We start from the raw sequence: 25,703 nt of genomic DNA on the forward strand, positions 1-25,703 counted from the left end.
CGCAGGGAGTTCATATATGAACAGGGTGTTCGACTATATTCGCACTCGATTGCTGCCGGGGCGGCAAAGGGAACGACGTTCCCTGGCCGCCCTGTTCAGCCATTTTCAGCGTGTACTGGAATTGAACAATCGAACCCTGACGACGATCGCCTCGATGCACAGCAAACTCGGCGGTGGCTATATATTTGATCTGCAATATTTGCGCAGTTCCAAACAGTATATGGTGGACACGGCTCGTGAATTGCTTGATGCGTTCGATGCCATGGCACCCGGAAAGTATCCTGAATTGTACGCGAGTTTTCGGGATATCCGTTCCAAGCTGGAAAGCGAACTGGAGCGCCGTCCTATTCTCCCTGATGTCATGGTCATTCCATTTGAAGACATCGGTCCCAAAGACATGGATGCTGTGGGAGCGAAGAATACCAGATTGGGGATAATCGCCAAAACCTCTTCGGTGACAGTGCCGTCCGGCTTCGCAGTGACCACTTCCGCATATCTTTTGTTCATGGAACATAATGGACTGGGAGAGACGATCAAAGGCTATGAAGAGGCTTGGCGCGCCGGTAATCTTCCGGCCAAGGATGCGTCCGATACAATTCAGGCATTGATTCTGGCAGGGACAATTCCAACGCGGTTGCGAAGAGCCTTGAACAGGGAAAGTGATGCCTTGCGTCGGAAACTCGATGACAAGGATGTCCGGTTTGCCGTTCGTAGCAGCGCATGGGGAGAGGACGGAGCCCTGTCCTTTGCCGGTCAGTATGACAGTTATCTCAATGTGACGTCAGAGGGATTGCTTGATGCATACAAAAAGGTGTTGGCGAGTACCTTTTCCCCATCGGCCATGGAGTATCGGCGAGAATACGATTTCAAACCAGATGAAGTCTATATGGCTGTTTCGGTGCAGGGCATGGTTCAGGCCAGAACCAGTGGCGTGATGTATAGTCTGTCGCCGGTCAATCCCAAGATGAATTGTATAGACATCGCTGGAGTCTGGGGGCTGGGTGCCCCTGTGGTTTCGGGGAAGGTCAAGGTGGACCGATTTGCAGTCTCCCGAGACTCCGGCCATGCGGTTTTGTCCGAGTCGATCGCTGAAAAGCCTTTGGCTCAATATGGCCAGCCGGGTGGTTCCGTGGAGATGGAACCTGTGCCGGAGGATTTGCAGGCCGTTCCGAGTCTTTCTTCGGAGGAGATTCATTTATTGGCTGTCACAGCAATGCGGCTGGAGCAGTATTTCAAAAAACCGCAGGATATTGAATACGCCTTTGATCAGGATGGAGCGCTTGTTGTTCTTCAGGCCCGGCCTTTGAGGATTGCCGTATGTGATGATGCCCAGTCCCCGGAGTTGAGCGACGCACTGAAAGCGTACCCGGTCTTGCTCAGTGGTGAGGGAGATGTCGGACAGCAGGGAGTCGGCGCTGGTCCAGTCTTTGTCGCCTGGGAAGGACGAGACCTTGAGACTTTTCCTGATGGCGCTCTTCTTGTGGCTCATGTCTCATCGCCTCAATATGCTTCGATTTTACACCGCGCTTCAGGGGTTGTTACTGACATAGGCTCCCCTTTGGGGCACATGGCAACCATTGCCCGCGAGTACCGCGTCCCGTCGCTGCTCAATGCCAGCCGGGCCACTATGGTTTTGCAGGAAGGGGAGATGGTCACACTCGATGCCGAGCAGAAGACCGTCTATCAGGGGTTGGTCAAAGAATTGAAGCTCCATGATTTCATGTGTGACCGTATGGAGGAGACCTATGAGTATCGGTTATTGAGAAGAATGCTCAAGCTCATAGAGCCCTTGAACCTTTTTGACCCGACCGCAGGGAATTTCACTCCTCAGGGATGTCAGACGCTCCATGATATAGCTCGATTCATTCATGAAAAATCAGTGGAAATACTGACAGATATCCCTAATGCATCCGCAGCTGGGGAAGCGTGTCCTGGCGGGCGTCTGGAGCTTCCGGTTCCACTGGATTTGGTGGTGCTTGATATCGGCGGCGGACTTGCTCCGGAGTGTGCCGGTGGCTTGCATGGCCTGAGGACTCGGCGGACCATCCGGCTGGATCAGGTGGAATCTACTACGCTGCATTCCTTTGTGAACGGAATGACTCTGGATGGTGTCTGGCAGTCGACCCCGGTGCCGGTGGATTTTTCCAGTTTCATGTCGAGTATGACCCGTACTTTTTCGACCGACACGACCGGGGCGCAAAGGATTGGACAGAATCTTGCGGTTATTTCCAATCAATATCTGCACTTGAGTCTCAAGCTTGGATACCATTTTACCATGATTGATTGCTATGAAAGTGTTGATGGCGTGAGAAATGTTGTTCAATTCCGTTTTGCCGGGGGGGTCACAGGAGTGACCAGGCGATCTCGTCGTGCCAAATTCCTTTCAAATGTCCTGAAGACATACGATTTTTCCGTGACTGTCAAAGAAGATCTGGTCGTGGCACGGGCCAAGGGACGAGTCGCTCAGGATGTTCACTGGCTGATGTATATTCTCGGCGTCGTGGTGGCATACACCCGGCAATTGGATGTCTCCATGGTCAATGACGCTCAGGTATTGGAACACTGCGAAGAATTTGAACGCATCGTCAATCAGGCGATAAGTAATTAAATACTGGAGGATTGCAGTATGACCACCTCAACAAAGACGAGTATTCTCATCCTCGATGACGAACCAATCGTTTGCAAACGGCTTCAACCTGCACTGGAAAAGATGGGGTACGAAGTCGAAAGCTTTTATGAGAGTGCCAAAGCAATGGTCCGAATTCAGGAACGGGATTTTGACATTGTTGTCACCGACCTGAAAATGGAAGGAATCGATGGGATGCAGTTTCTTGCCGAAGTGAAGAAACGTTCACCATCCACCGAGGTTATCGTTATTACAGGCTTCGCCACGATGGATACTGCCAAGGAATCCATGCGCAAGGGCGTTTTCGATTTTCTGGCAAAGCCGTTCAAGCTTGGTGAAATCCAGGAAGTCATTCGGAAGGCGGAAGAACACATCCGCAAAGGTGAATAAGAAAAAAATTTCATGCTAAAAGAGAGAAGCGAGGTGCGCCCATGGACATGCTGAAAGCCCTTGTCCCCGTGGAAATGACGTTGGCGTCCAACGTTGCCCTGCGGTACCTGTGCCAGAAATCCGACCTGCTCGGAATCGGTGTACAGCCTATTCATATTGAAGAACCGGATCACAAGCGGCATTCTTCGCAGACCGGTTGGATTCGCAAATCCTGGGAATCCGGGTTGCGACAGGCCGGGTTGGAGGAAGTCCGGCGTATCCTGAAGAGTGAGAAGCTGGATTGTTTTGTCCTTCCCAACCCTATCATTCGTGTTGGCTCCCGTGAAGATAAGATTCTCGAGGAACTGCGTCTTGGGTGGTATGACCTTTTTGTGGAAGGGGAGTTGGCCAATTTTAATACAGGGGAATTTCGCAAGCGCCTTCGGTCCCGCTTTTACAAGCAAATGCCATGTCCGGTTTTGATTGTTCGTAACATGATTCAATCAAACAGACTGGTGGTGTTGCTGGATGAAAAGTCTGACATTGACGGGTTGATTTCAAAATTTTGTCGGTTTTTTGCCGATCAGTCGGTGGATTTTGATTTATGCGCTTATGCCATGGATGATCTACATCAGAATCCCCACCCAGATGAACTGCTTGCCGAAGCGTCACGGCTGCTGGAGGAAAAGGGATATATTCCAGCCAAGACGTATTCTCTGCTCGGAGCACCGGACAGCGCTATCCAGGCCATGCATGAGTATGGCATGCTGATAGCTCACATCGATCGCAAGTCCAACTGCAAGTCCCCTCAGACCGAAGTGCTCGGCCTGGTTTCCTGTCCCATTCTCTTATGCTGGTGATTGAGCCAAGGGAGATTTTCGATGAAATTACTCGTCGCCGTTGATGAAAATGCCTATAGCCGTTATGCGGTCAGCCAGGCAGCCAGATTGGCCGCCAATACCTGGCCGGATGTAGTCATGCTGGCTGTTGAAAAGAAACGTTCATACATTGCTGAAGATGACTTGGAACAGGCTCAGGCTCATCCCAAGACCAGGCTCTTGCGTCGATACCGAGCTGATTTTCTGGAGGCTTTGGGGTCTGATGTCGATCTGTATAGTCACGATGAAAACAGTCCTTTTACTCACACACAGCGAGCTGTTCTGGAAGAAGATACCTCCGGGCGCAAAGGTTTTTTTCTGCATGTCAGGAGCGGCAATCCGGTGAAGGCGATCATTACCGAGGCCAGGGAAGCAGAAAGTGATTGTATCATTATCGGGTGTCACCAGCACGAGGGAGGCTGGGGACGAGGCGCGGGTGTGCCGGGTAAGGTTGCGGATGCTGCTGACTGCTCTGTCTTTGTCATGCGTGAGAGCATGAATCCTTCCAAAGTCGTCTGCTGCCTGGATCATGCCCATGTTACTCAGGAATCCCTTGAGCTTATCAATCAATGTGTGACTTTGTACGGTGCTCAATTAGAGGTCGTCGGCATCCTGAAGCGCGGAGAACTGCGAGAGGATGTGGAAGCAAAGATGGGCGAGGTTCTTGATTATTATCTGAGCCGTGGTGTGCAGGCACTGCTCCGAGTGGTTGATGAAGGTTCTTTGGAGGCATTTGTTGAAGCCGGAGGTCAGGATGATCTCATGGCTTTATGGTTGACTCACAAGTCTCCTTTGCAGCGGCTCTTGCCACGTCATCGAGTGGCTTCTCTGGTGAATCATTCTTCCTCTTCCATCCTGATCTTGCGCTGAAGTTTTTTGGGCGGAAGTGAGCGGAATTTGGCAGGGAAGACGCTTTATCTGATGAGAGGGAGGGAGCTTGGAGAAGAGATGCCTTTCACAAAGCAAGTGGGGCCAATCAATGGCCCCACTTGCTTTGTATGAATCACTTTTTCATTTCCTGCGAGGGAAGACGGCTCTATTTCTTGAGTGTTTTTAATCCCATCCGCATACCGTTGTTTTCGTAGAGAGATAAGACCTCCATATCATTGAACGCATTGCGTTCGGCGAACTGTGTGGCTCGCCACCATGTTGCTTCCAGCAGGTTCTCGCGAGCCTCAAGGTGTTGCGCTGTTGTCATCGGGACGGAAGGAGTCTGCCAACTGATGCCCGTCTGATTGAGGTCATATATGGTGTAGCGCATGGGATGGGTGTTGACCGATGGCGAAACAAAATAATTGATTCCATTGAGTTCCTTGAGGTTCAAGGCGATATGGCGATGCCCGGAGATGACAACCTGGGCATTGGCATGTTTCTCCAGCATGGCTCGAACTTCGGCGGCGTTGTCAACGGTAAACCATTGCTTGGGCCCGCCTTGAAGTTCATCGGCGGACCAGCGAACCAGATTGTGATGAATAAAGATCACATGCATTGCATCTTTGTTGCTGGTAAGTTCTCTGTCGAGCCATTCGAGTTGATCGGCGCTGACAATCCCTCCCCATTTTTTGGGATCATGGGGCAGATTGGCATCCATGCCAATAATACGCAGGCCAGGAACTATTTCGTGCGCATAATGGCGATTGCCTGATTCCTCATAGCCGTGTCCCTCGAAATAGCTCACAAAATCTTCTATGGGCATGTACGTGAACCCTGCACGATGCTTCTGTGTGTCAACGGGGGCGAAGTCATGATTCCCGGCTATGACGTAGTAGGGAGCTTGCAGGGTGTCTAAAGCGGATTTGACTGCTCTCGCATTTTCCCATTCTCCATCCTGAAGCAGGTCTCCACAGACCATGACAAAAGCCAGATTTTCATCCAGGTTCAGGGCTTCCACCGTGTTTCGGACACAATCCATGCTACAGGCGGACATTTTCATTCCGTTTTTTCCCTTGATGTCGGCATGAGGGTCGGAGATGACCGCAAAACGAACTGCCCCGAAGTCTTTTGGGGCTGGGGTGGCGAATGAAGTGGTGTTGGTCAGCAATGTTGCTGCCCCTGCTGTCAGGGCCATGCCCCCCGTTTTCAGAAACGAGCGGCGGGATAGATCTTTCGTCATCACAATCTCCAAGGTTAAAGTTTACAACCATGGAAGATACGGTTTTTTCTTTTGGCCTGTGTGCCTATCCGTTGTCATTTTTGTTGGAATTGCGAAAATCAGAAAAGAGGTTTCACGTTTCAGAATATTTTCCTGCCGTGTTTTCACTGAGAGCGTGTTCTCGGAAACTATAATATCCAATCCCTTGTCGCTGTGTAGATTATTGGAGAGAGTTGAAGAGTCTTGTGGGTCATTAATATTCGCCGAGAGAAGGGAGTCGTGATGCTGAATCTGACACTGAAAACCAAAATGAAAATAAGTTTGGCTGTATGTATTGGAGTCATTCTTGTTTCTCTGCCGATTATGGTCAACGCACTGAACAATATCCACACGCATTGGAGTTCGTATACCTCAAACGCGGTCGTTCGTCAGAAGTTGCTCATGCAGATCAAAGAGCAATTCGGATATGGTGGTATCATTCACAATTTCAAAAATTATGTTTTACGGGGACAACCCAAGTTCAAGGAGCGTATTCAGAATAATCAAACCCAAATTCTCGGGTATTTGGACCAGTATCGTACCTTGGGGCTGACACCTGTGGAAGAAGAGGCTCTGGATAAGATCAAAGGGGTCATGCAAAACTATTTTTCCAATGTGGCCCTTGTGGAAACAATGTGGGCCGAAGGGAAAAGCCCTAAGGAAGTGGATGGCGTTGTCAAGATCAGCGATACCCCTGCGTTTGAGGGGTTCGAGGTGCTTAACAAAGGATTTAACTCCATGGAAGGCAGGCTTATCCTGGGTGTGGACAATTGTATTGCTCAAGTCACTTGGGCGAGCGGGATAACCATTGTCCTGTTGGTGCTTCTTGTCCTCGCTGCCAATCTTCTTCTACGGATTGTTGTTCGGGACATAAGACTTGTTTCTCTTTGGGCATCTCAGGTGGATAGGGACATTTACTATTCTGGTGAACTTGGTTTTAAACGCGATGATGAATTGGGAGATTTGGCGGATTCTGTTCGTGGGATGGCCTCCAAGCTCACAGGAGTCATTCGTGATATTGTGGCAGTTTCTGAAAAAGTAAGCGCATGCAGTGACACTCTTTCTGTCTCAACTGAAGAGATTGCCAAGGGGGCGGATCAGCAAGCCGCCAGTGTTGAAGAGATATCTGCGTCAATGGAACAAATGACGGGAAACATCGGACAGAATGCGGAGAATGCGAAAAGCACGGATGATATAGCCAGAGATTCCGGAGGCAGGGCTCTTGAATGTGGAGAAGCAGTAGCCATGACCGTCAGTGCCATGAAAGAAATCGCTGAGAAAATATCCATCATCGAAGAGATTGCTCGGCAAACGAACTTACTGGCGCTCAACGCAGCCATTGAAGCGGCCAGGGCAGGGGAGCATGGCAAAGGGTTTGCCGTGGTCGCGGCTGAAGTTCGCAAGTTGGCAGAGCGAAGTGGAGTGGCTGCCACGGAAATCAGCGAACTCTCGATCAACAGTGTGAATGTTGCGGATAAGGCCGGGCGCATGTTGTCCACACTGGTGCCTGATATTGAAAAGACCGCAGAGTTGGTGCAGGAAATTAATATCTCAAGCAATGAGCAGAACTCTGGTGCAGAGCAGGTCAATTCCGCCATTCAAATTTTGGATGAAGTGATCCAACGGAACGCGACTGTTTCAAAGCAAACAGCGGATACGGCTCAGGACCTTGTCGCACAGGCTGATTTGCTTGAGGATATTCTTCAAAGGTTTGGCGGCGGTCAAAATTCCCGTCCTGCTCCCATTGTCAAGACGGTGCGAAATCCTGCGGCGTTGCCACAGGGAGGTATTGAAATCGATATGTAGTTTTTCTGTGTACGAATTGGTAGGTGTTTCCCTCGGCTGTCAATGAGAAATGAGATGGTTTGAGGAGAACCAGGGGAGACGTGTTCTGTTTCCCCTGGTTCTCTTCTTAGAGCGTGTATGGTTTGTGGAAGCGTGATTTTTTGGTCGAAGAAGGTGCTGAACTCGGGTGAATTTTACGCTTCCTTTTTGAAGATGATCAGTGGACAGTTCTTGCAGATATCAGCGCCGGGGAACCCGTCTCCGGGGCGTGTGATGGAGCTGCTGCCTGCCTCGATACGTGTCATAAGTCGGTCAAAAGTCGCACCGAATTTTTTGCCGGGAATCATGACATTGATTTCACCACGCTCTGTTTTTCCTGCATTGTAGCTGCCGGAACAGGCAGGAAGCATATTGAACTCCTGTTCAAGGAGTGTGTAGACATTACCGCCGCAGGCTGATGAATTCATGGTGATGCTTGGGCGCAGGGGATGGGTATCGGTTGCTGCCATGTAGTCGACAGCCAGATGGTAAGCCTGCATATTGTCACAGTAGAAATGGACAGTGTCCGGTTCATACAGTCCATCAATCGCACCCAGTGGAGCGACTGCGACTCCCAGAAGACCTTCTTTGAGCTGGGACTTCGACAGTATGAAGCGCTCGGCCTGCTCCGGGTCCGTGGTATATTTTGCATGTCCTTTGATCTCGCCGTCATCAATCCCTTTCCAGCCGAAACTGTACTTGGCATTGCTACAACCCAGTCCTTCTATACCGGAATAGACTATTTGTCCTTTCATGCGTGCGCCGATCTCCCATTGACAGAAGGTCATGGATTTGAGTGGCGTATGGATTTCAGGTGCAGCGTCGTGAAAGGCGTCCAGCTCGGATTGGTCAAAGAAGAATTTGATCGCGATAGGGTAGTGATAGAGTCGAAGCTCCTTCATCAATACGTCCTGCATTTCAGAATAGGTCATGGTAATACCTCCCGAAGGATTTTTGGGTGTTCAGGCGCGGCCTCGGACCAGATTGTTGAGGACGCTTTGTGTGGGTGCTGATTAGCCTTCCGCTTGCGTCGGGGCAATGGGCAATGCTTTTGTGAAAAAATGCACTCGAATTATGTTTAAAATAACACAATCGAATTTGGAATAAAAAATGTTCGTGATACTTCTCTCAATTCTAAGGATGTGATTCTTGTTTTCATGAAAATGCCAAGCTGATAAGATGAGGAGAATCCCATGGAAAAAAGGGAGCAGAGCATGGATCTTCCATCCTTTTTGGAAGCAGATTTATAGAAATATGTTTTTCCATGGGATTGATTCATTGTACGGGATACTTTTTCACGCTTTCGAGGTGTGAGAAGAGGCCGGATTGTTTTTGCCGACCAGACGCTCAAGCTTGACCTTGATCACGGCTGTGCGGTTAAGTACTGCGGCATCGAATGCTCCACACGGGCCGTCATGCTGCCCCATGATTATATCAAGCCCGGCAGTCTTCTCTTCGATTGATTCCAAAATCTGCGCATGCCCGAAGCCGGTGACAGACGTATAATGTGTCGTATACCCACAAGCTTTTTCTGCTGTGACCACATTACTTTCAATGACTGATACGAAGCTGACCAGACCATTCTGCTTAATACAGTCCATCTTGCGACCTTCCTGGGCACTGTGAAAATAGATCGCTCCGTCTGCATATCCGAAGTTCACGGTGACGACATAAGGTTCTTTGCCATCCCAGAGGCCCAGTTGCATGGTACGACACCCGCAGAGAAGTTCTTCAACGGTTTTCTTGTCTTTGATTTCACGTTTTTCTTGTCTCACTTCATGATCTCCTTGGTGAGATTGTTGAGTAGCGTCTTGAGTAAAAAGTCCATGTCAGAGGGCTGATCGAAGGTTGAGCGCATGACTTCCGGCGTTTGTACATGGTTTGTGAGCGGGGCCAACTCATCTGCGCAATTGTCAATGAGAAGTTCCATACTTTCCGGGGTCGTTTCCAGGTGGAATTGCAGGCCAACCATACGTGACCCCAGAGTGAAAGCCTGATGAGCGCATGCTTCGCTTGATGCTATAGCCTGAGCCTTGGGTGGGATGGAAAATGTCTCGCCATGCCAGTGGAAGGCGGTAAACGTGTCTGGCAATCCTTTGCAAAGGGGGTGAGCCTGTCCTTTTCTCGTCAATGTCACTGGGAACCAGCCTATCTCACGATGAATATTTCTGGTGATTTGACCTCCCAAAACCTCGGCCATCAATTGGGCCCCGAGGCAAATGCCGAGAATGCCGAGCGCCGAATCCACCGCCTGTCGAAGGTATTCCTTTTCCATGGCCAACCAGGGATACTGTTCTTCATCATGAACGCTCATGGGACCTCCCATGATGACGAGCAGGTCTATTTCACTCACGGGGGGAAGGGATTCCCCCATGAAAATGCGGCTTCTGCCAAGTGTATGGCCTTGTTCCTGTGCCCAGCTTGCGATGGCAGCAGGGCCTTCGAAAGGGACATGTTCAATGGTTTGTATTCGCATGTATGGGGCTCCTTGGGCTTTTCTTCCATTACTGGCGTATAGCAGGGACATCAAGATCTGCATCCTGAACGTTCCCTGTATTCTTTAAGCACTTTGCAAGTGAAGGGCCAGAACGGTTTTTCTTCTCTTTTGTTGTAAGAACAGGGGGTTATATTCGCCAAGAAAAAGTCGTGTAAAAAAATGAGAGTACGGTTTTTTCTCACATGTGCAAAAATGTGCCGGATGCGTGTGAAATTGTCAAAAGTGAGTACCGGCGGTTGCATGAACGAGAAGAGGCCGCTCCAGGGAGCGGCCTCTTCTCGTTCATGCGTTGGCTTTTTTAGAGTTGTGTTGCAGCGACTCGTTCCTCTTGGGTCATGGAGGCAAGTCGTTTGACTTCGGTCATGTCAAGACCAAGCCCTTCCGCGACGCGGGTGCCATAGTCCTCATGGGTCAGATAAAAGAGAGCGCATTGTCTGAGTTGAATCGGGGTTGGCACGCTCTCCATGCTTCCCAGGATGTTGTTTATCAGATGGGTTCTGTCCTGATCCGACATAACTGTTCCGTAAAGGGTGCCTGGTTGGACAAAATCGTCATTCGGATGGGTGAATTCATGGCGGCCACCGACTCCTTCCAACGGAATATAGGGCTCATTGGAGATGTTGTCCGGGGCAGGGCCATGATAACTGTTGGGCCAATAGTTGGGGCCGCCTCCGCCATTGTGATCCACGCGCATGGAACCGTCGCGTTGATAATTCTGTTCCGGCGCATGCTTGGGCTGATTGACCGGTATCAAATGATAATTGGGACCAAGCCGGTGCAGGTGGGTGTCGTGATAGGAAAAGAGACGGCCCTGAAGCATTTTGTCCGGCGACACGCCTATGCCCGGTACGAGGTTGCTCGGGTTGAATGCGGCCTGCTCGACTTCTGCAAAATAATTTTCAGGGTTTCGGTTCAGGACCATCTTGCCAACCGTGATCGGCGGGACTTCCTTGTGGGGCCATACCTTGGTGATATCAAAGATATCCCACCCAAAGTCTGCAACGTCTTCCGGGCTGAGAATTTGCATTTCGAGTGTCCAGGACGGGTAGTCCCCGGCCTCGATGGCGTTGCGTAAATCGGCAGTGGCGTGGTCCGGGTTTTTGCCGCACATTTCGGCTGCTTCCGGACCAGATAGATTCTTGATACCCTGATCCGTCTTGAAGTGATATTGAACCCAGTAATATTCCCCTTTGGCATTATACCACTTATAGGTATGGCTGGAATACCCATTCATGTTGCGGAAGGTCGCTGGTGTGCCTCGGTCGGAAAAGAGGACGGTCACCTGATGCATGGATTCCGGTGTGAGCGACCAGAAATCCCAAGCCATGGTCGGGCTTTTGAGGTTGGTGGCCGGGTCCCGTTTTTGCGTGTGGATAAAATCAGGAAATTTCAAAGGGTCGCGGATGAAGAAGACCGGAGTATTATTGCCGGTCATGTCATAATTGCCTTCTTCCGTGTAGAATTTTATGGCGAATCCTCTAGGATCACGCTCGGCATCAGCGCTTCCCTTTTCCCCTCCTACGGTTGAGAAACGGACAAAGAGGTCGGTCTTTTTGCCTATTTCAGAAAGAAATGCGGCCTTGGTGTATTGCGTCACATCTGCAGTGACTTCAAAATACCCGTAGGCTCCGGTTCCTTTGGCATGGACGACTCGTTCAGGAATGCGTTCCCGATCGAAATGAGAGAGTTTTTCGAGCAGGTGGACATCTTGCATCAGTGCAGGACCGCGGGCACCCGCCGTTACCGTATTCAAGTCGTTTCCAATCGGTGCCCCGAAGGCACTGGTCAGAGTCTTTTTGTCTTTGGTCATGTCTCTCCTCCGCTGCTTGTATCTGCCAGTCAAATCCATGGACCAGCCTTCGACCACTGGCAAATTGTTTTGGAGCGACTTTACCATGAAATTCTGATGAGCGGTACAGATATTTGAAAGTACTTATGGCTCCTTGTGCACGAGTCTCTGTTGGGTTGATACCCTGTAATTCAGGTGTATTGGGGGAGAATTATCGCTCCCATTAGTCTCATGTCTCATTCCTTTTGCAGATATTTTCCCAGAGTGTCAGACTCTATTTAAGTGTTTCCTTCTTTTTGGGGAATGGTGCTGTTTTGCCATTTGATAACACTTGCAGGAGCGTACTTGGACCTATAGGATAACTGTCTCGGACGGGACGACTGCGAGGTTCTTGCGGTCAATTTTTCGGATGGGATCATTGCTGCCTGGTCATACTTTTCTCCAGCTCTGTGGACTGCGTGCATGACCTCACTGCCTGATCATGGTGGTGAGACGGCTTGTCGTTTCCACGAGAGTGTTTTTTTGATCGGCAGATGTGATTGCTTCCATAATCGATGACGCATCAGTCAGAAGGCTGGAAATCATCGGCAACGACCCTGGAGTGGTTACCGGGGTCGAAAGGATAGTTTGGATCGAAGATGGATAATTTAATGGAATTCACTCCTCTGGCCCCCATGAATGCTGCACCAGACAAGCCCGGTGGTGGCACTGAAACGTTTGCTCCAGAAAATGTTTGTGCCAAAATGATCCGGTACGCAGTCGAAGACGGCAAACTGGCTCAAGTTGATTTTGCCGGTGGTTGTGAGGGGAATCTTAAAGCTATCTCCACACTGTTGAAAGGCATGAAGGTTGATGATGTCGTTCGTAAGCTCCAAGGGATCACATGTGGATCAAAAGGGACATCCTGTACGGATCAGCTGTGCAAGGCTCTCTCAGCACATATGCAAACGGGATCATAAGTCCATACGTGATCTTGGTGTTGTGCACGGTTTCACGACTTTTTTTTGTCGTGGCATCGGGAAGTTGAAGCCGGAGTCCCGGTAAAACAGGACTCCGGAAGGTTATATGCTTCTTTCAGGGGCGATACGGTGTCGGCTGTACCGATGTCTTTCGGTTCACGAGATGGGGGTTTCTTCCATCATGAGTTCCGAAAATTGGTCGACTGAAGCTTCAGCCTTGGCCAGGGCTTCAAAGCAGGCAATGTGGGTGACTGCATCTCCCTTATAGACCGAGGGCAACGACTGCACGCCGATGACAACGCCGTTTTTGGGGGATTCCAATGCGTAGCTCTGATTACTGAATGGGTCATAGATTGTCCCGAGTATCTCGCCTTTTCGCACTCGTTGTCCCAGTTTGGCCCCGGCTTTGAAGACTCCGCTTGCAGGGGCACGGCACCATGTTCGGTCATGAGCTATCTGCATGGGAACTTTTTTTCTGCGGGCAGTTTTACGTGGGGTGAGCATCCCGAGATGTTCCATCAGTGAGGTCAGTCCGCGCACTCCGGCCCGAATGGAGAGTTCATCGAAACGAAGTGCTTCGCCTGCCTCATAGAGTAGGGTTTTGACCCCGCATTCTTCCGCTGAATAGCGCAGGGATCCTTCGGCCCCGGCAACATTCAATGCCAGTGGGGCACCATAGGCTTCGGCCATACCGAGCACGACCTCATCATCCATGTTCCCCCGCAGGTGCGGGAGATTGGTCCGGTGATTGGATCCGGTATGGAGATCCACGCCGAATTGGCATGGTGCTACCACGTTTTCAAAGAGTACCTTGGCAAGCTCGGAAGCCAGAGAGCCTCCAGCCTTGCCAGGAAAGAATCGATTCAAATCTCTTCTGTCCGGGAGATAGCGAGCATTGGCGATGAATCCGTATATGTTGACGACCGGGACCGCATAGAGAGTCCCGCTCAATCTTTGCAGACGTTTCATGCCGACCAACCGCCGGACAATTTCAATGCCGTTCATTTCATCGCCATGAATGGCAGCTGTAATGAATAGCGCAGGTCCTTCCCGACGGCCGTGAAAAACGTGAACCGGCATCCCTGCTCCCTGGCGAAGCGATGTATCGGGTACTGGAAGTACCACGGTTGCAGATTCACCGGGAGCAACGGTTTTGCCAGCAATTTCTACGGGCATTCTCTTCATGACCACCAGCCCTTGTGTCTTTCGGGGAGCTTTTACCCTTTGCCCCGAGTCTGGGTCTTGCCGGGTTTGGCATTCTTTTCAATGAATTTGATAATCTTGGCGGCAATATTCAAGCCAGTGGCTTTCTCGATTCCTTCCAGACCGGGAGAGGAATTGACTTCCATGACCACTGGTCCATGATTTGACCGCAGCAGGTCCACTCCGCATATGTTCAGGCCCATGATTTTGGCCGCTCTGACAGCGGTGGACCGTTCTTCAGGCGTGATTTTGACCTGAGTTGCAGTGCCGCCTCTGTGGATATTCGAACGAAATTCGTCTTTTCCGGCTGTCCGTTTCATGGCAGCGATGACCTTACCGCCCACCACAAAGCAGCGGATGTCCGATCCCTTGGCTTCCTTGATGTATTCCTGAACCAGAATATTCGCTTTAAGCCCCTGGAAAGCCTGGATGACACTTTCTGCTGCCTGGCGATTCTCGGTCAGTACCACGCCAATGCCCTGAGTTCCTTCGATCAGTTTGACAACCAAGGGCGCGCCTCCGACCATTTCGATGAGGTCACCTGTGAATTGCGTTGAGCTGGCAAACCCGGTGATCGGCAGGCCTATGCCCTTTCTGGAGAGGAGTTGCAGGCTCCTGAGTTTGTCCCTGGAGCGGGTAATGGCAATGGATTCATTGACACAATGGACCCCCATCATCTCGAACTGACGGACTACGGCACACCCGAAAAATGTGATGGACGCGCCGATACGGGGGATAACGGCATCGACATTCGTGACCTGCTCACCCTTATAGTGAATTGAAGGGTTATGGGATGTGATGTTCATGTAACAACGAAGAGGATTAATGACTTGAATGTCGTGACCGGCTTCTCTGCCTGCATCAGCAAGGGCTTGAGTCGAGTAGAGGCTGCTCTTGCGCGATAAGATGACAATTTTCATGTTAGATTTCCCCTTTGATGTGCTCTTTGTAAATAGCGGCGGCAGTCTTCCCGCCAGTCTGCATGGACAGATTGGGATCGACAATCAATCGTCCCGACATTGCGTTTCTTCCCAGAAGCATCCTGAACTTCATTTCATCTCGATTGGTGAGGGTCAGCTCTATGGGCCAGGTCCGGCCCGCGATTTGAAGAGTGGTGCCTATGACATACCGCTTTTGTGTTTGTCCACCGGAATTCGTGACCTTTCTGCGGTCAACCAGAGGAGCAGTACACGCGATGGAGACCTCGTCATTTCCCTGCAAGGGGTGAATGTTGAACGCCACGAAGTTGACACCGTTCTCCTCGAACGGAGTTATGTCGAAGGCGTGTAGGGCAGAGGTTCTCGCCCCTGTGTCCACCTTGGCTTTGATAGCCGGTATTTCTAGATCCGGCAGAGCGAGCCATTCCCGCCAGCCGATGATCATTTTGGGCCCTTTGGCTTGCGTCACTCTCTGTCCTCCTTCTGTCTCTTCTCGTGATTGGATGAGCCGTGGCCCTTTGGCATCGTGTTTATGGTTGCTCATCAGCAAGTTCGACTCCGATTGTCTTCATTTCGAGAAGAAAGTTGGTAATAATGAAGTCCTGACTCTCTCTGGTCATGCGAGCCCTGCACAAATATCGTAATGTGATGCAGAGTCCTCCCGTGCTGATACTCATGTATGCCCTTGGGGTGAGCTTTCTGAAAAAGATATTTCTTTTTTCAAAGATATGCTTGACCCGGTTGAGGTCGATGGATTCTCCCCGATAATACATGTCAACGATCTTGAAGAGGGTAGCCCTGGCTTTTTCCCAATCACTCTGCCTTGTAATGGCGAACCTGACTTCATTCCAGAGGTATCCGGCCCCTCGGGTGGCATTGACCACTGGATTGGTTACGGCCATGGCGTTGGGAACCTTGACCAGTCGCCCGGTACTGTGTCCTGTGGATTCTTTTTGGCCGACTTCGAGAAGGGTGAAGTAGAACAACCCCTTGTCAATGACATCGCCGGTAAAGTCTCCCAGTTGGACCCTGTCACCGATGGCAAAAAGTTCTCTCCAGAAAATAACGAAAGAGCCGAGAAAATTGAGTATAAGTTCCTTGGCGACAATGGTCAGAGCCGCTGCGACAATCGTCAGGGCAGTGAGAACGGGACCGATACCCTCAAGCCAGATGAAAATGAGGGAGATGCCAAAAAAACAGAGGGCAGAGTATTTGATGGCAAAATGTGCTTCTGAGCTTGCCTTGCCTCCTTTGGTTGCAATGGATATGGCGAGCTTGGCGAGCAGGTACACGATGACTGCCAGGGCAATGCTGTGCAGCGCTTTGACAAAATAGTGGTTATTCAGAAGTTCTGTTACGTCTATATTCATCTTGGTATCCGGTTCTTGTCTGTTGGTTGTGCTCTTTCGCGAGTATAGCGGAAAAGCGATATAAAAACGACATGAGAGTTATCTTGGCTTGTTGGAGGGAAACGGTATGCTGCATTTTCTTCGTTGGAATCAAATCAAACTGGATGCTGCTCCGGGGAGTTTGGTCTATGCCGGAGCGCAGAGGGACTTTGTTCCTTCTTTGCAACACTACATGTATAATACGAAAGAACTCATTGAGCGCTCCCTGAAGACAGTTGACGATATTCAGCTGAGTTCTGACCACATGAACCTGCTTGTGCTCATCGGAATTCACCAGTCCGAGATCATCCGTGACCTTGGGAGAACATTACGCCTTCCGACACTGCTCCTTGAAGATGTCCTGAACACGGGGCAACGGTCAAAATTCACATGGGCCGATGACGAGACCGGATTTATTGTCATGCGGCATATGGAAGTCAAGGACGAAAAAGTACAGGACGAACAAGTCAGCATGTTTTGGCGTCAGAACATGATTGTGGTTTTACTAGAAGATGAGAGTGATATGCTCTCCGGGGTTCTGTCCCGCATCCGATTGGGTAAGGGGCGGATTCGTAGCGCCGACTCTGTCTATCTCCTTTGTGCCATTCTTGATTCCCTGGTGGATCACCATATGATGGTCCTGGCCAACTTCAGTGAGGCGGCTCAGGTGCTTGAAAGCAAACTGGCAACCAATGCTTCGGATCAATTCCTTGGTCGTTTGTATGAATTGAAGCGGGAGACGATTCTTCTGAGAAACCTCTTGATGCCGATGCGGGAGATCTTCAAGGGACTCATGAGGGAGGATTCCGAAGTGCCGGAGTCTGTTCTTCCTTATCTTCATGATGTCGCAGGGCATTACGAACAGACAATGGAGGGAGTCACGTCCCTTCATGACATCATGAAGTCCATGATTGACTATCAGATTTCGCTCATAGGCATTCGTACTAACAAGGTCATGCAGTTCCTGACTGTCATTTCAACCATCTTCATTCCATTGACCTTCATTGTGGGCATCTATGGTATGAATTTTGATAACATGCCGGAATTGCACTGGCAGTATGGTTATTATGGTGTTCTTGTCATCATGGCCTTTGTGGCCGTTGCCATGTTCCTGTTTTTTCAGAGGCGAAGGCTTCTGTAAGCGAAAGGCTAGAGTGTGTTGGCTTGCCGGAACCACCCAATGATATCCTGTCGCCAACGGCCTCCGGCTCCTCCGAGTACAAGGAAGTATGGGTTGAGGATACTTTCTTTGCTGTTGTAGACAAGGGAGTGACCATTCTCGTCCACAAGGAAACCTCCGGCTTCGGTGACGACACAATGGGCCGCTGCCGTATCCCATTCACTGGTCAGACCTAGGCGTGGATATATGTCGGCGGTTCCGTCGGCCACAGCGCAGAGTTTGAGTGAACTGCCCATTGGGATCAGGGTCGGTTCTTCCAGGTTTCCGAGAAATGCTTTGATAGCCTGGCTCTGGTGGGAGCGACTTCCAACAATCTTGAGAGCAGCGAATGTCTCAGGCGATGACGCATGGATCGGCCGAGGACTGCCGGATATCCCATGCATCCGAAATGCTCCTTTGCCTTCTTCCGCATACCAGCAGATGTCCTGGGCAGGGGCGTAGACTACACCCAAGGTGGGGATATTCTGTCGGATCAGAGCGATGTTGACCGTGAATTCCCCATTTTTTTTAATGAACTCCTTGGTCCCGTCCAGAGGATCGATGAGCCAATATTCTTTCCACCCCTTGCGTTCTTCCCATGGTATTTCCACTGATTCTTCTGAGAGTATAGGGATGTCCGGGGACAATTGTCCGAGTGCATGCACTATCAGTTCGTGAGATGCCCTGTCTGCCGCAGTCAAGGGGCTTTCATCTTTCTTGAAAACGACTTCGTAATCAGACGAATAGATTTCCATGATGCGGGAACCGGCGGAGCGGGCGATTGAAATAATGGATGCAAGGCGATCATGTTCGGTCACTGGGAATGCCTCCGGCTGGCAGGTAAAGGATTGCGTCCTGTTTTGCCTGTCTGGATTGTTCAGGCTGCACATCGTGTCTTTTTGCGTGATGATATCAAGTGATGGTTGAGAATCTGTCCCATTGCGAAAAAGCAGAGCCTTCCTTAATGAAAGGAAGGCTCTGCGGTCAAGGGCATTCGGATGTTCTTTAGAAGAAGTCGGTTTGCTGTGTGTGCTCGAGAATATAGTCAGTCGGGTCCGGGGTTGATGTATCAATATTGGAATGCGTGGCAATGAAGGATGAAATATCCGACTGGTCAACGCCGTCCAGTATCAGCCATGTATTTTGGTGACTGGCATCTGTGCCGATGAACAGGGCAGTATAGTCTGTTCCGGAATCGACATGAAGGATATCATATCCATTGAGTTGAATAGTGTCTTCAGCCGCATTGAAGTCAAGGACATGGACCAGGCTGTCGTTCCAGCCATCAGTCACATTGGTCGAGTTGATCACGATGGTATCAGCTCCATCGCCAAGGGTCACTTCGTCGTGGTATCCTGTGCCGGAATTGTATCGGTCGTCTCCGTCACCGAGATATGCTCGGTCATTGCCATCTCCGCCATAAATGGTGTCGTTGCCGCTTCCTCCATACAGAATGTCGTTGTCATGACCTCCGTAAAGACGATCATTGCCATCGCCGCCGGAAAGGACATCCTCGCCGTTTCCGCCAATGAGCGTGTCATGCCCGGTTCCACCGTTCAGCGTGTCGTTACCGACATTTCCCCAGAGAGCATCATGTCCTGCTCCACCATTGATTGTCACATCCTGATATGTCAGGGAATGGCTGCTCATATCGACCAAGTCGTCGCCGTCTCCTGCATTGATGACCTCGATGTTCACAAGCCCGGCTTCGGCCGTGCCGCTGTGAGTATACTGATCATCCAGAAAGAGTGCATTGGAGTCGTTTGTCAGGGAGAGAGTGTCGTGCCCTGTGCCACCTTCGTATGTTTCAAAGGTGCGGGTTTTGCCGTACAGAAAGTTTGTTTCATGGATGGGGTCCAATCCTGACGTGCTGGTATAATTTGCATATTGGAGCCCCCAGTATGCATCTATGACGTAGTTGTAGGAATCTCCGGTATCGATTCCCGGAGTATCCGGTCGATCGAGTTCAATCCCGGAGCTTCTGGGAATCCCGGAATTTCCGTCAAGGGCGTCAATACCATCAAACAACCCCCCGTTGTCACTAAAGGCTTCCACAATACCGCTTCCACCATTGGCGGCCGCATCAGCCGCAGTTTCCAGCTGGGAGTCGGTGGTTCCCATCAAGGATGCCATGAAATCCGGCGCGGAAATATCCACTCCCCCTGGCATCTGAAATGCTTCGACAGAGACAGTGCCGTCTTCAGCGATGATATTGTTGAGAAAAATCTGTTTTCCATCGACAGTAATAATCAGGGTGTTGCCGACGACCTGCATTTGGTCCGGGTTGAGGTCAAACTGGAACCGGATGTCTTTTTCAGATGCGACATTATATGAAGCGGCATCAACGCTCGGTATTGCTATTGATAGTGCCATGAAACACCTCGTCGGTTGTTTATAATGGGAATGGTCTCAATTCTCCTTGATATGAAAGAAACATGCCTTATATCGTTAGGTGCATAATTCCGATGTGTTGTACTGTTCATAAAAGAAGTTCTTGCTGAAAAGATGCGGAGTCCGGAAAAAAAGGATTCCGTGTCACAAGACAGTGAACGTTGACAGCAAAGCAGTCTCTCCGTGGCCAGTCAGACCTCAACTCCTTATAAGGTTTTCAGGAGCTCCTGCATCTTTTCACGTTCCGGGAAAGTGCCTTTTCCGGTCAAGGCAGATTGGGCAATGCGTCGGGCTTCAGCCGTATAGGACCATTTGGCCAGAACCGTGGCCAAATGATAGGCTATTGTTTTGTTCTCAGGCATTCCTTCAAACGCCTTACGCAGAGTTTCTATGGATTGTTCCCTGTTGCCGAGCAGGTGATATATCCATCCCAACGTATCCAGGGATTCCGGGGTGCCTTTAGCTGCCGCTGTCAGGGCCAGGCCAAGAGCTTTTTCAAGCGTTTGGGTGTCTGTGTGTGTTTCGGCATAGAGATAAGCCAGATTGTTGGCCGCTGGGCTGAAGTCGGCTTTTTTTTGCAAAACCGAGTTGTACGCCTCGATGGCTTTATCGGTTTTGCCTTGAATCTGATAGATTTGGCCGAGGAGAAATTCTTCAATAAGAGCATCAGGATTTTTAGACAGGGCTGTCCTGCATTCTTGAATGACCTTGTCCATTTGCCCGGTTGCCAGGTAGACGCTGATCAGGCGCTGGTAGGGGACGCCCCAATCCGGTTCCATTGTGTTGGCGAGACGAAATTCTTTTTCCGCATTTTCCATATCCTTGTTTGTCAGGCTCAATCTTCCGAGTATGTCGTGAAGAGCAGGACTGTTCGGCATGGTTTTGAGGAGGCTCGCCTCATAAGACACAAGGCGTTTCTTTTGGCCTGACGCACTGAGTGCGAAGAGTTTTCTTTCGATGGCTGCTGCGGATTTTGGGTGGAGCGCAAGTACCGTGTCATAATATGAGATGGCCTGGCTATACTGTTCGGCCGCTTCAGCCAGGAGTCCAAGTCGCAGCAGAGCGGGACCATGTCCGTCAGTCAAATTCAGTACTTTTCGATAGAGTTCGGCAGCGTGCTCATTTTCTCCACGCATCCTTTTGACATCCCCCAGAGCGATAAGCAGGGCTGGATCTTCCGGGGTTTGTTGTATGAGTTTGTGTAGCTCCTCTTCGGCGAGTGCCCATTGCCCGTATCGCGCATAATATTTGACCAGAAGATTCCTGGAAGGTGAGTAGTCTGCATTTTTTGCAAGGATATCATGGAGTTCTTCAACTGCCATCAATCCTTTATCCTGCGCCAGGTAGGCACGGGCCAAGAGGTCTCGGGCCTTGTAGTTGTTGGGCATGTCGTTTCGTACTATCCGCAGGTCGGAAATGGCTCCTTCGATATCTTTCAGGCCAAGACGGGCCTGGGCGCGCAGGAACATGAATTCGGGTGAAGGATTGCGTCCAATGGCCTCATCAAAATAGACGAGAGCCTGAACGAAATTTTTGTCCTTGCTTTGCAGGAATCCCAGTTTGGCCAAGGCCTGGGCAGTCATGGGATGATCAGGGAATTGTTCAATAATATGAGTGAGGGATGCCTTGGCCGTCGTAAAATCTTCCTTGGCAATGAGGATATCAACTCGAGCCAACTGAATACGGATGGCGTCGGGGTTATCATGCAACATGGCTGTAATGGTTTGCAGGCTTTTGTCAAATTGCTTGGTGCGAAGATAAAAGCCTGTCAAGGCAAGTCGGGTGTCTATGTTTGCAGGATCGGACCGCACGACATCAAGAATCGTTTTTTCAGCTTTTCGGATTTGTCCGGATTTTTCATACAACCGAGCAAGCATCATGCTGACGGGTGTTTTCTTTTCGGATATTTCAAGAAGCTTCAGGTAGTGTCCTTCCGCAGCGGTGAAGTCTCCCGCTTTCTCAGCCATGGTTGCGGCCTTGAACCTGAATGCGATGTTGGAAGGGTTTTCGCTGATTGATTGCTCAAGAATCTCATATGCCTTTTCCAGTTCATTCTTTCGTTCATAGGCCGTCACCAGGCCAAGAGCGGCATCGGTATTGCTCGGTTCTTCCGTTAGAATCGCTTTGAGGATATGCATGGCTCCGGTGTGATCTCCCTGTTGCAGGAGGAGTCCGGCATGGAGCAAATGGGCATCGGTATTGGTTGGCTCGTTTTCCAGCAGTTGTGTTACGAGAGTCTCCGCTTTGTCGTATTGCCGGGAGAGCAGATAAAGCCGGCCAAGGCCTAGTTGCGCCTTGGTCAAATCCGGGTTGATTTCCACGGCCTGACCATAGGCTCCGAATGCGCTTTGCCAGTTTTGTTCTTGAATGGCACAATCGCCGAGCAGGAGATACGCAAGAGCGTTTTTCGGGTCCAGTTTGATGGCGTTTTTGGCCTCAATGCGTGCATCGGGAATGTTCCCCTCGGCATAATACGCCATGGCTTTTTGATAGACCTCGATACTTTTTTCTTCTGAAGAGGCGCACGCTACGCAAACGAGGCATATGAGAAAGACGAAAACTATTTTTTTCAACATGCTGACTCCGGCAATCAGAGGCTCAGGAAGCCCCGTCCTTATTGAGAATGACCCATATGGTCTTGAGGAGAATCCTGACGTCTCGCATAAAACGCCACCCATCAATGTAATCGAGGTCCATGCGGACAACATCCTCGAATTTATTTATTTTATTTCTGCCAGAGACCTGCCATAGACCGGTGACACCCGGTTTCATGGAGATTCTGCGGCGTTCCCATTTCTCATAATGACTGACTTCGTCCACGGTTGGGGGGCGTGTCCCGACCAGACTCATTTCTCCGCGCATGACGTTGATGAATTGAGGAAACTCATCCAAGGATGTTTTTCTCAGGAATTTACCGACCTTGGTAATGCGAGGGTCATTTTTCATCTTGAACATGTGACCGTCCATTTCATTGTGGGCCATGAGTTCCCGCTTCCGTGCTTCTGCATCAAGAAACATGGAGCGGAATTTGAACAGCTTGAATTTGCGATTGTTCTGGCCGACTCGGACCTGACTGAAGAGGATGGGGCCGGGGGATTCCATACGTATGGCGATGGCAACAGGTATATATATAAGACAAAAGATCAGGAATCCTGCCGCACCACCGATGATGTCCAATATCCTCTTGTAGAAGAGGCCTGTCGCGTTGATGGTCGTTCCGGCAATACTCAGGGCCGGGACATTATCGATACTGTCGATCCTGATGCCCCACCGTTCTTCCCCCGGAGTGAACATGGCTGGAACGATTCGACATGTCAGGCCCATTTTCTTGCATATATCCAGTCTGGATTGAAAGTCGAAGGGCAATGAGGGCGGCAAGGCAAAGACGACCTCGTCAATATCCTTTTCCACGGCAATATCGGAAAAAATAGTGGCGTCTCCTAGGTGTGGGATGTCCTCGACAGGTTCTGAGCCGTTGACGGAAAGCCAGCCGACAATGCAGTGGCCCCAACTGGTTTGTCTGTGAAAGGCTTCGGCCACGGCCTTCACTCTGGCGTGATTGCCGACAAGGAGGATCCGACGCATGCTGTATGCATTGGCATCTTTCCTGAGAAATGCGTGAAAGAGAAAACGGACAAACATGGTCCCGGCAAAAACCATGGCTGCGTAACTTCCTATGAAAATTCGTGAAATTTCTTCCTCTTTCACAAAAAACATACCGAGGGTCAGCAGGGAGAAATCAATGGATACAGCGACTGCGCATTTACCCAGTGCAATAGAGAAAGGCGGGTTGAAATGGGATGTATAAAACCCCAACTGTCCGAGGACAAAACAATTGATGAACATCAATGAAAGTACAATCGAGGTGAAAAGCCCTCCATCCATGACCCAGTTTGGCGCTCCGATGAGCCAGCGGATGTAGTAGGCCCCGTATCCGGCCATGATGATGACGAGACCGTCCAAAATCAGGGCCACGTTGGTAGTGACATATACTTGTTCCTTGTACATGGTGCGTCTTTACTTATACCGGGTTTTCATATCCGGCAGGCAGAAATGGTGTGAGTCGCCCCCTGAGTTGGCGGGCAAATGAATTGAGAGTTTTTTGTGTCTCCATGACAGAGGAATCAGGCCTGACTGGCATTTCCAGACGAATAAGAGCCCCATCGGTCCTTTGCCGGAAGAGTGCATCTACGAGAAGGTGCCATTTGTTGAGCCATTCGTTCACCACGACACGGCCGCGCTGCAGGAACCAGAAATTGGAAATGATGGTCTGTCCATTCTTGTCCAGAGTCATCTGCGTAACGGGGAAATTCCGTTCATCGGATTGTCCGGCGTCGAGGACCTGCTTGTTCATGATATCCCACCCTCCGCCGACCAGACATGATGTGGGCGCATGAGCGGCGTGACTTGTGGTTTGCTGATCGTACCATGATATCAGGACGTAAATGGCATCTTGTGTGTCTTTATTCCGGAAGACCATGTTGACATAATCGTCTGCTCCCAGGCTCTGTACAACCGGTTGGGAAAGGTAAATTCTCTGCCCTGTCCAGGGGCCGATCTGTGCAGAAAAACTTGTGAAATCATGCCGCGCTTGAATGCGTTGTGCCGGGAGCAGATGGAATTGGCTGTAGAGCATGATGCCCAGGAAGCAGCATGCGGCAAAACCGGTCCATTGAGTATGCGGTAGAATCCACGGGGGGAGATTCTCTTGTGACCGGACGGGGTGGTGGGGCCGGTCGGCAAGAAGCCATGCGCACGCCCCGAGCAGCCCAAGTGAAAGGACATAGACAAGCCAGCCTGAAAAATCGTGGAAGAATCCTTCCGCCAGAGCCGGGTTGATGAATTTGGTTAAAACCCCGGTCAGGGCAATGCGAAAGGCATTGGAAAGGATCGTGACCGGTATGGCGATGGCAAGAAGCAGAAGCCGCTTCCGTGGTGCCGAAAGGAAAAACCATCCGACAAGTAAGGCCATAAGCAGAGATGGCCATAAATACCTCAACCCGCTACAGGCATCGACCACCTGGAGTTGAATAACTCCGAGATCAATAACATTCCCTTCACGATAGACCGGTATCCCGATGAATTGAAGCATTTTTTCTGAAAGTACAGAGGATATCAGCCGTAATTTGAGACTGGTCATTCGTGTAATGAAAACAGGTGGTGGGACAGCAAAAAATCCTACCAACATGGGCATCCAAAGGCTTCTGATTGCCTTGTCCCCAAGATACAGCAATGCTATGCCGCAGAGTGAAATCCACATGGCGAGGTGGACAAAAAATTTGAGTGAAGCAAAGCGTCCTATGTGAAAAAACAGGACCGCGACAAGGCATATGGCAAGGCCGAGGAAGGCTCCGCCTCCTAATTTCCCTGCTCTCTTTCCTCTTTCGGTCCAGAGCAGATACCCAACGATGGGTAGAACCAGATAACAGTGTGAATAATCCTCGGCATTCCATTCGTGCAGGAGAATGGGGAAGTCTGACCAGAATACAACAATCCATGCGATGGAGGCTGTACAATAGAAAAAATTTCGTCGCGTGAGCATGGTCGCCTT

The 25,703-nt window shown here is 50.4% G+C and carries 21 protein-coding genes; 7 read left to right on the top strand and 14 right to left on the bottom strand.

Going from position 1 to position 25,703, the window contains the following annotated elements:
- Window positions 1–16 precede the first annotated feature (16 nt).
- The 4 genes from BN4_RS14360 to BN4_RS14375 are packed head-to-tail and all read left to right on the top strand — an operon-like array spanning window position 17 to window position 4,743.
- A complete protein-coding gene (locus tag BN4_RS14360; RefSeq protein WP_015416128.1) occupies window positions 17–2,608 on the top strand; it encodes a PEP/pyruvate-binding domain-containing protein in 2,592 nt (863 codons plus the stop codon).
- Between the two features lie 18 nt (window positions 2,609–2,626).
- Window positions 2,627–3,016 (top strand): response regulator, encoded by a 390-nt coding sequence (locus tag BN4_RS14365; RefSeq protein ID WP_015416129.1) that lies wholly within the window; start codon window positions 2,627–2,629, stop codon window positions 3,014–3,016.
- A gap of 41 nt (window positions 3,017–3,057) precedes the next feature.
- Entirely contained in the window at window positions 3,058–3,855 is a 798-nt protein-coding gene (locus BN4_RS14370) for a hypothetical protein (protein ID WP_015416130.1), read from the top strand.
- Window positions 3,856–3,876: 21 nt separating this feature from the next.
- A complete protein-coding gene (locus BN4_RS14375; RefSeq protein ID WP_015416131.1) occupies window positions 3,877–4,743 on the top strand; it encodes a universal stress protein in 867 nt (288 codons plus the stop codon).
- Between the two features lie 166 nt (window positions 4,744–4,909).
- Here BN4_RS14375 and BN4_RS14380 read toward each other — a convergent pair whose 3' ends face one another.
- Window positions 4,910–5,986, bottom strand: a complete 1,077-nt coding sequence (locus BN4_RS14380) for a metallophosphoesterase (RefSeq protein WP_015416132.1) — start codon at window positions 5,984–5,986, stop codon at window positions 4,910–4,912.
- 261 nt (window positions 5,987–6,247) lie between these two features.
- Here BN4_RS14380 and BN4_RS17325 point away from each other — a divergent pair, with 261 nt between their 5' ends.
- Entirely contained in the window at window positions 6,248–7,810 is a 1,563-nt protein-coding gene (locus BN4_RS17325) for a methyl-accepting chemotaxis protein (protein WP_015416133.1), read from the top strand.
- Window positions 7,811–7,983: 173 nt separating this feature from the next.
- Here BN4_RS17325 and BN4_RS14390 read toward each other — a convergent pair whose 3' ends face one another.
- The 4 genes from BN4_RS14390 to BN4_RS14410 form a co-directional block, all read right to left on the bottom strand.
- The gene (locus BN4_RS14390) at window positions 7,984–8,760 is read right to left on the bottom strand and encodes a DUF169 domain-containing protein (RefSeq protein ID WP_015416134.1); all 777 of its coding nucleotides are present in this window, start codon (window positions 8,758–8,760) and stop codon (window positions 7,984–7,986) included.
- A 363-nt stretch (window positions 8,761–9,123) separates the two neighbouring features.
- A complete protein-coding gene (locus BN4_RS14400) occupies window positions 9,124–9,603 on the bottom strand; it encodes a pyridoxamine 5'-phosphate oxidase family protein (RefSeq protein ID WP_015416135.1) in 480 nt (159 codons plus the stop codon).
- Window positions 9,600–10,304 carry a type 1 glutamine amidotransferase gene (locus tag BN4_RS14405; RefSeq protein WP_015416136.1) on the bottom strand — a complete coding sequence of 235 codons (705 nt, stop codon included), beginning with the start codon at window positions 10,302–10,304 and terminating at the stop codon, window positions 9,600–9,602. Before BN4_RS14405 ends, BN4_RS14400 begins: the two co-directional genes overlap by 4 nt.
- Before the next feature lie 319 nt (window positions 10,305–10,623).
- Window positions 10,624–12,135, bottom strand: coding sequence for a catalase (locus BN4_RS14410; RefSeq protein ID WP_015416137.1), 1,512 nt, complete (start codon window positions 12,133–12,135; stop codon window positions 10,624–10,626).
- A 617-nt stretch (window positions 12,136–12,752) separates the two neighbouring features.
- Between BN4_RS14410 and BN4_RS14415 the strand changes: the two genes are divergently transcribed.
- On the top strand, window positions 12,753–13,073 hold the full coding sequence (locus BN4_RS14415; protein ID WP_015416138.1) for a TIGR03905 family TSCPD domain-containing protein: 321 nt from the start codon (window positions 12,753–12,755) through the stop codon (window positions 13,071–13,073).
- A 156-nt stretch (window positions 13,074–13,229) separates the two neighbouring features.
- Here BN4_RS14415 and BN4_RS14420 read toward each other — a convergent pair whose 3' ends face one another.
- The 4 genes from BN4_RS14420 to BN4_RS14435 are packed head-to-tail and all read right to left on the bottom strand — an operon-like array spanning window position 13,230 to window position 16,584.
- Window positions 13,230–14,249 carry a succinylglutamate desuccinylase/aspartoacylase family protein gene (locus tag BN4_RS14420; RefSeq protein ID WP_231856545.1) on the bottom strand — a complete coding sequence of 340 codons (1,020 nt, stop codon included), beginning with the start codon at window positions 14,247–14,249 and terminating at the stop codon, window positions 13,230–13,232.
- Window positions 14,250–14,290: 41 nt separating this feature from the next.
- Entirely contained in the window at window positions 14,291–15,196 is a 906-nt protein-coding gene (rimK, locus tag BN4_RS14425) for a 30S ribosomal protein S6--L-glutamate ligase (RefSeq protein ID WP_015416140.1), read from the bottom strand.
- Window position 15,197: 1 nt separating this feature from the next.
- Window positions 15,198–15,758, bottom strand: coding sequence for an ATP-dependent zinc protease family protein (locus BN4_RS14430; RefSeq protein WP_015416141.1), 561 nt, complete (start codon window positions 15,756–15,758; stop codon window positions 15,198–15,200).
- Window positions 15,745–16,584 (bottom strand): mechanosensitive ion channel family protein, encoded by an 840-nt coding sequence (locus BN4_RS14435; protein WP_015416142.1) that lies wholly within the window; start codon window positions 16,582–16,584, stop codon window positions 15,745–15,747. Before BN4_RS14435 ends, BN4_RS14430 begins: the two co-directional genes overlap by 14 nt.
- Window positions 16,585–16,690: 106 nt before the next feature.
- On the opposite strand from BN4_RS14435, the gene corA reads away from it, so the two are divergent.
- Window positions 16,691–17,743 (top strand): magnesium/cobalt transporter CorA, encoded by a 1,053-nt coding sequence (corA, locus tag BN4_RS14440; RefSeq protein ID WP_015416143.1) that lies wholly within the window; start codon window positions 16,691–16,693, stop codon window positions 17,741–17,743.
- An 8-nt stretch (window positions 17,744–17,751) separates the two neighbouring features.
- Here corA and cysQ read toward each other — a convergent pair whose 3' ends face one another.
- The 5 genes from cysQ to xrtD all read right to left on the bottom strand — a co-directional run bounded on the left by cysQ (window position 17,752) and on the right by xrtD (window position 25,694).
- The gene (cysQ, locus tag BN4_RS14445; RefSeq protein WP_015416144.1) at window positions 17,752–18,579 is read right to left on the bottom strand and encodes a 3'(2'),5'-bisphosphate nucleotidase CysQ; all 828 of its coding nucleotides are present in this window, start codon (window positions 18,577–18,579) and stop codon (window positions 17,752–17,754) included.
- 187 nt (window positions 18,580–18,766) lie between these two features.
- On the bottom strand, window positions 18,767–20,134 hold the full coding sequence (locus tag BN4_RS17330) for a calcium-binding protein (protein ID WP_015416145.1): 1,368 nt from the start codon (window positions 20,132–20,134) through the stop codon (window positions 18,767–18,769).
- 224 nt (window positions 20,135–20,358) lie between these two features.
- Window positions 20,359–22,728, bottom strand: a complete 2,370-nt coding sequence (locus tag BN4_RS14455) for a tetratricopeptide repeat protein (protein WP_015416146.1) — start codon at window positions 22,726–22,728, stop codon at window positions 20,359–20,361.
- Window positions 22,729–22,750: 22 nt separating this feature from the next.
- Window positions 22,751–24,160 (bottom strand): sugar transferase, encoded by a 1,410-nt coding sequence (locus tag BN4_RS14460; RefSeq protein ID WP_015416147.1) that lies wholly within the window; start codon window positions 24,158–24,160, stop codon window positions 22,751–22,753.
- A 13-nt stretch (window positions 24,161–24,173) separates the two neighbouring features.
- The gene (xrtD, locus tag BN4_RS14465; RefSeq protein ID WP_015416148.1) at window positions 24,174–25,694 is read right to left on the bottom strand and encodes a VPLPA-CTERM-specific exosortase XrtD; all 1,521 of its coding nucleotides are present in this window, start codon (window positions 25,692–25,694) and stop codon (window positions 24,174–24,176) included.
- Window positions 25,695–25,703: the final 9 nt, after the last annotated feature.

Source organism: Pseudodesulfovibrio piezophilus C1TLV30 (assembly GCF_000341895.1).
Lineage (GTDB): Bacteria > Desulfobacterota > Desulfovibrionia > Desulfovibrionales > Desulfovibrionaceae > Pseudodesulfovibrio > Pseudodesulfovibrio piezophilus.

Bases quoted from the DNA above. Each gene is read 5' to 3' on its own strand.
- BN4_RS14380 (WP_015416132.1), bottom strand. From the start codon at position 5,986: ATGACGAAAGATCTATCCCGCCGCTCGTTTCTGAAAACGGGGGGCATG.
- BN4_RS14405 (WP_015416136.1), bottom strand. From the start codon at position 10,304: ATGCGAATACAAACCATTGAACATGTCCCTTTCGAAGGCCCTGCTGCC.
- BN4_RS14460 (WP_015416147.1), bottom strand. From the start codon at position 24,160: ATGTACAAGGAACAAGTATATGTCACTACCAACGTGGCCCTGATTTTG.
- BN4_RS14430 (WP_015416141.1), bottom strand. From the start codon at position 15,758: ATGAGCAACCATAAACACGATGCCAAAGGGCCACGGCTCATCCAATCA.
- BN4_RS14365 (WP_015416129.1), top strand. From the start codon at position 2,627: ATGACCACCTCAACAAAGACGAGTATTCTCATCCTCGATGACGAACCA.
- BN4_RS14390 (WP_015416134.1), bottom strand. From the start codon at position 8,760: ATGACCTATTCTGAAATGCAGGACGTATTGATGAAGGAGCTTCGACTC.
- BN4_RS17325 (WP_015416133.1), top strand. From the start codon at position 6,248: ATGCTGAATCTGACACTGAAAACCAAAATGAAAATAAGTTTGGCTGTA.
- BN4_RS14410 (WP_015416137.1), bottom strand. From the start codon at position 12,135: ATGACCAAAGACAAAAAGACTCTGACCAGTGCCTTCGGGGCACCGATT.
- rimK (WP_015416140.1), bottom strand. From the start codon at position 15,196: ATGAAAATTGTCATCTTATCGCGCAAGAGCAGCCTCTACTCGACTCAA.
- corA (WP_015416143.1), top strand. From the start codon at position 16,691: ATGCTGCATTTTCTTCGTTGGAATCAAATCAAACTGGATGCTGCTCCG.
- BN4_RS14370 (WP_015416130.1), top strand. From the start codon at position 3,058: ATGGACATGCTGAAAGCCCTTGTCCCCGTGGAAATGACGTTGGCGTCC.
- BN4_RS17330 (WP_015416145.1), bottom strand. From the start codon at position 20,134: ATGGCACTATCAATAGCAATACCGAGCGTTGATGCCGCTTCATATAAT.
- BN4_RS14375 (WP_015416131.1), top strand. From the start codon at position 3,877: ATGAAATTACTCGTCGCCGTTGATGAAAATGCCTATAGCCGTTATGCG.
- BN4_RS14455 (WP_015416146.1), bottom strand. From the start codon at position 22,728: ATGTTGAAAAAAATAGTTTTCGTCTTTCTCATATGCCTCGTTTGCGTA.
- BN4_RS14420 (WP_231856545.1), bottom strand. From the start codon at position 14,249: ATGCCCGTAGAAATTGCTGGCAAAACCGTTGCTCCCGGTGAATCTGCA.
- BN4_RS14415 (WP_015416138.1), top strand. From the start codon at position 12,753: ATGGATAATTTAATGGAATTCACTCCTCTGGCCCCCATGAATGCTGCA.
- BN4_RS14435 (WP_015416142.1), bottom strand. From the start codon at position 16,584: ATGAATATAGACGTAACAGAACTTCTGAATAACCACTATTTTGTCAAA.
- xrtD (WP_015416148.1), bottom strand. From the start codon at position 25,694: ATGCTCACGCGACGAAATTTTTTCTATTGTACAGCCTCCATCGCATGG.
- BN4_RS14360 (WP_015416128.1), top strand. From the start codon at position 17: ATGAACAGGGTGTTCGACTATATTCGCACTCGATTGCTGCCGGGGCGG.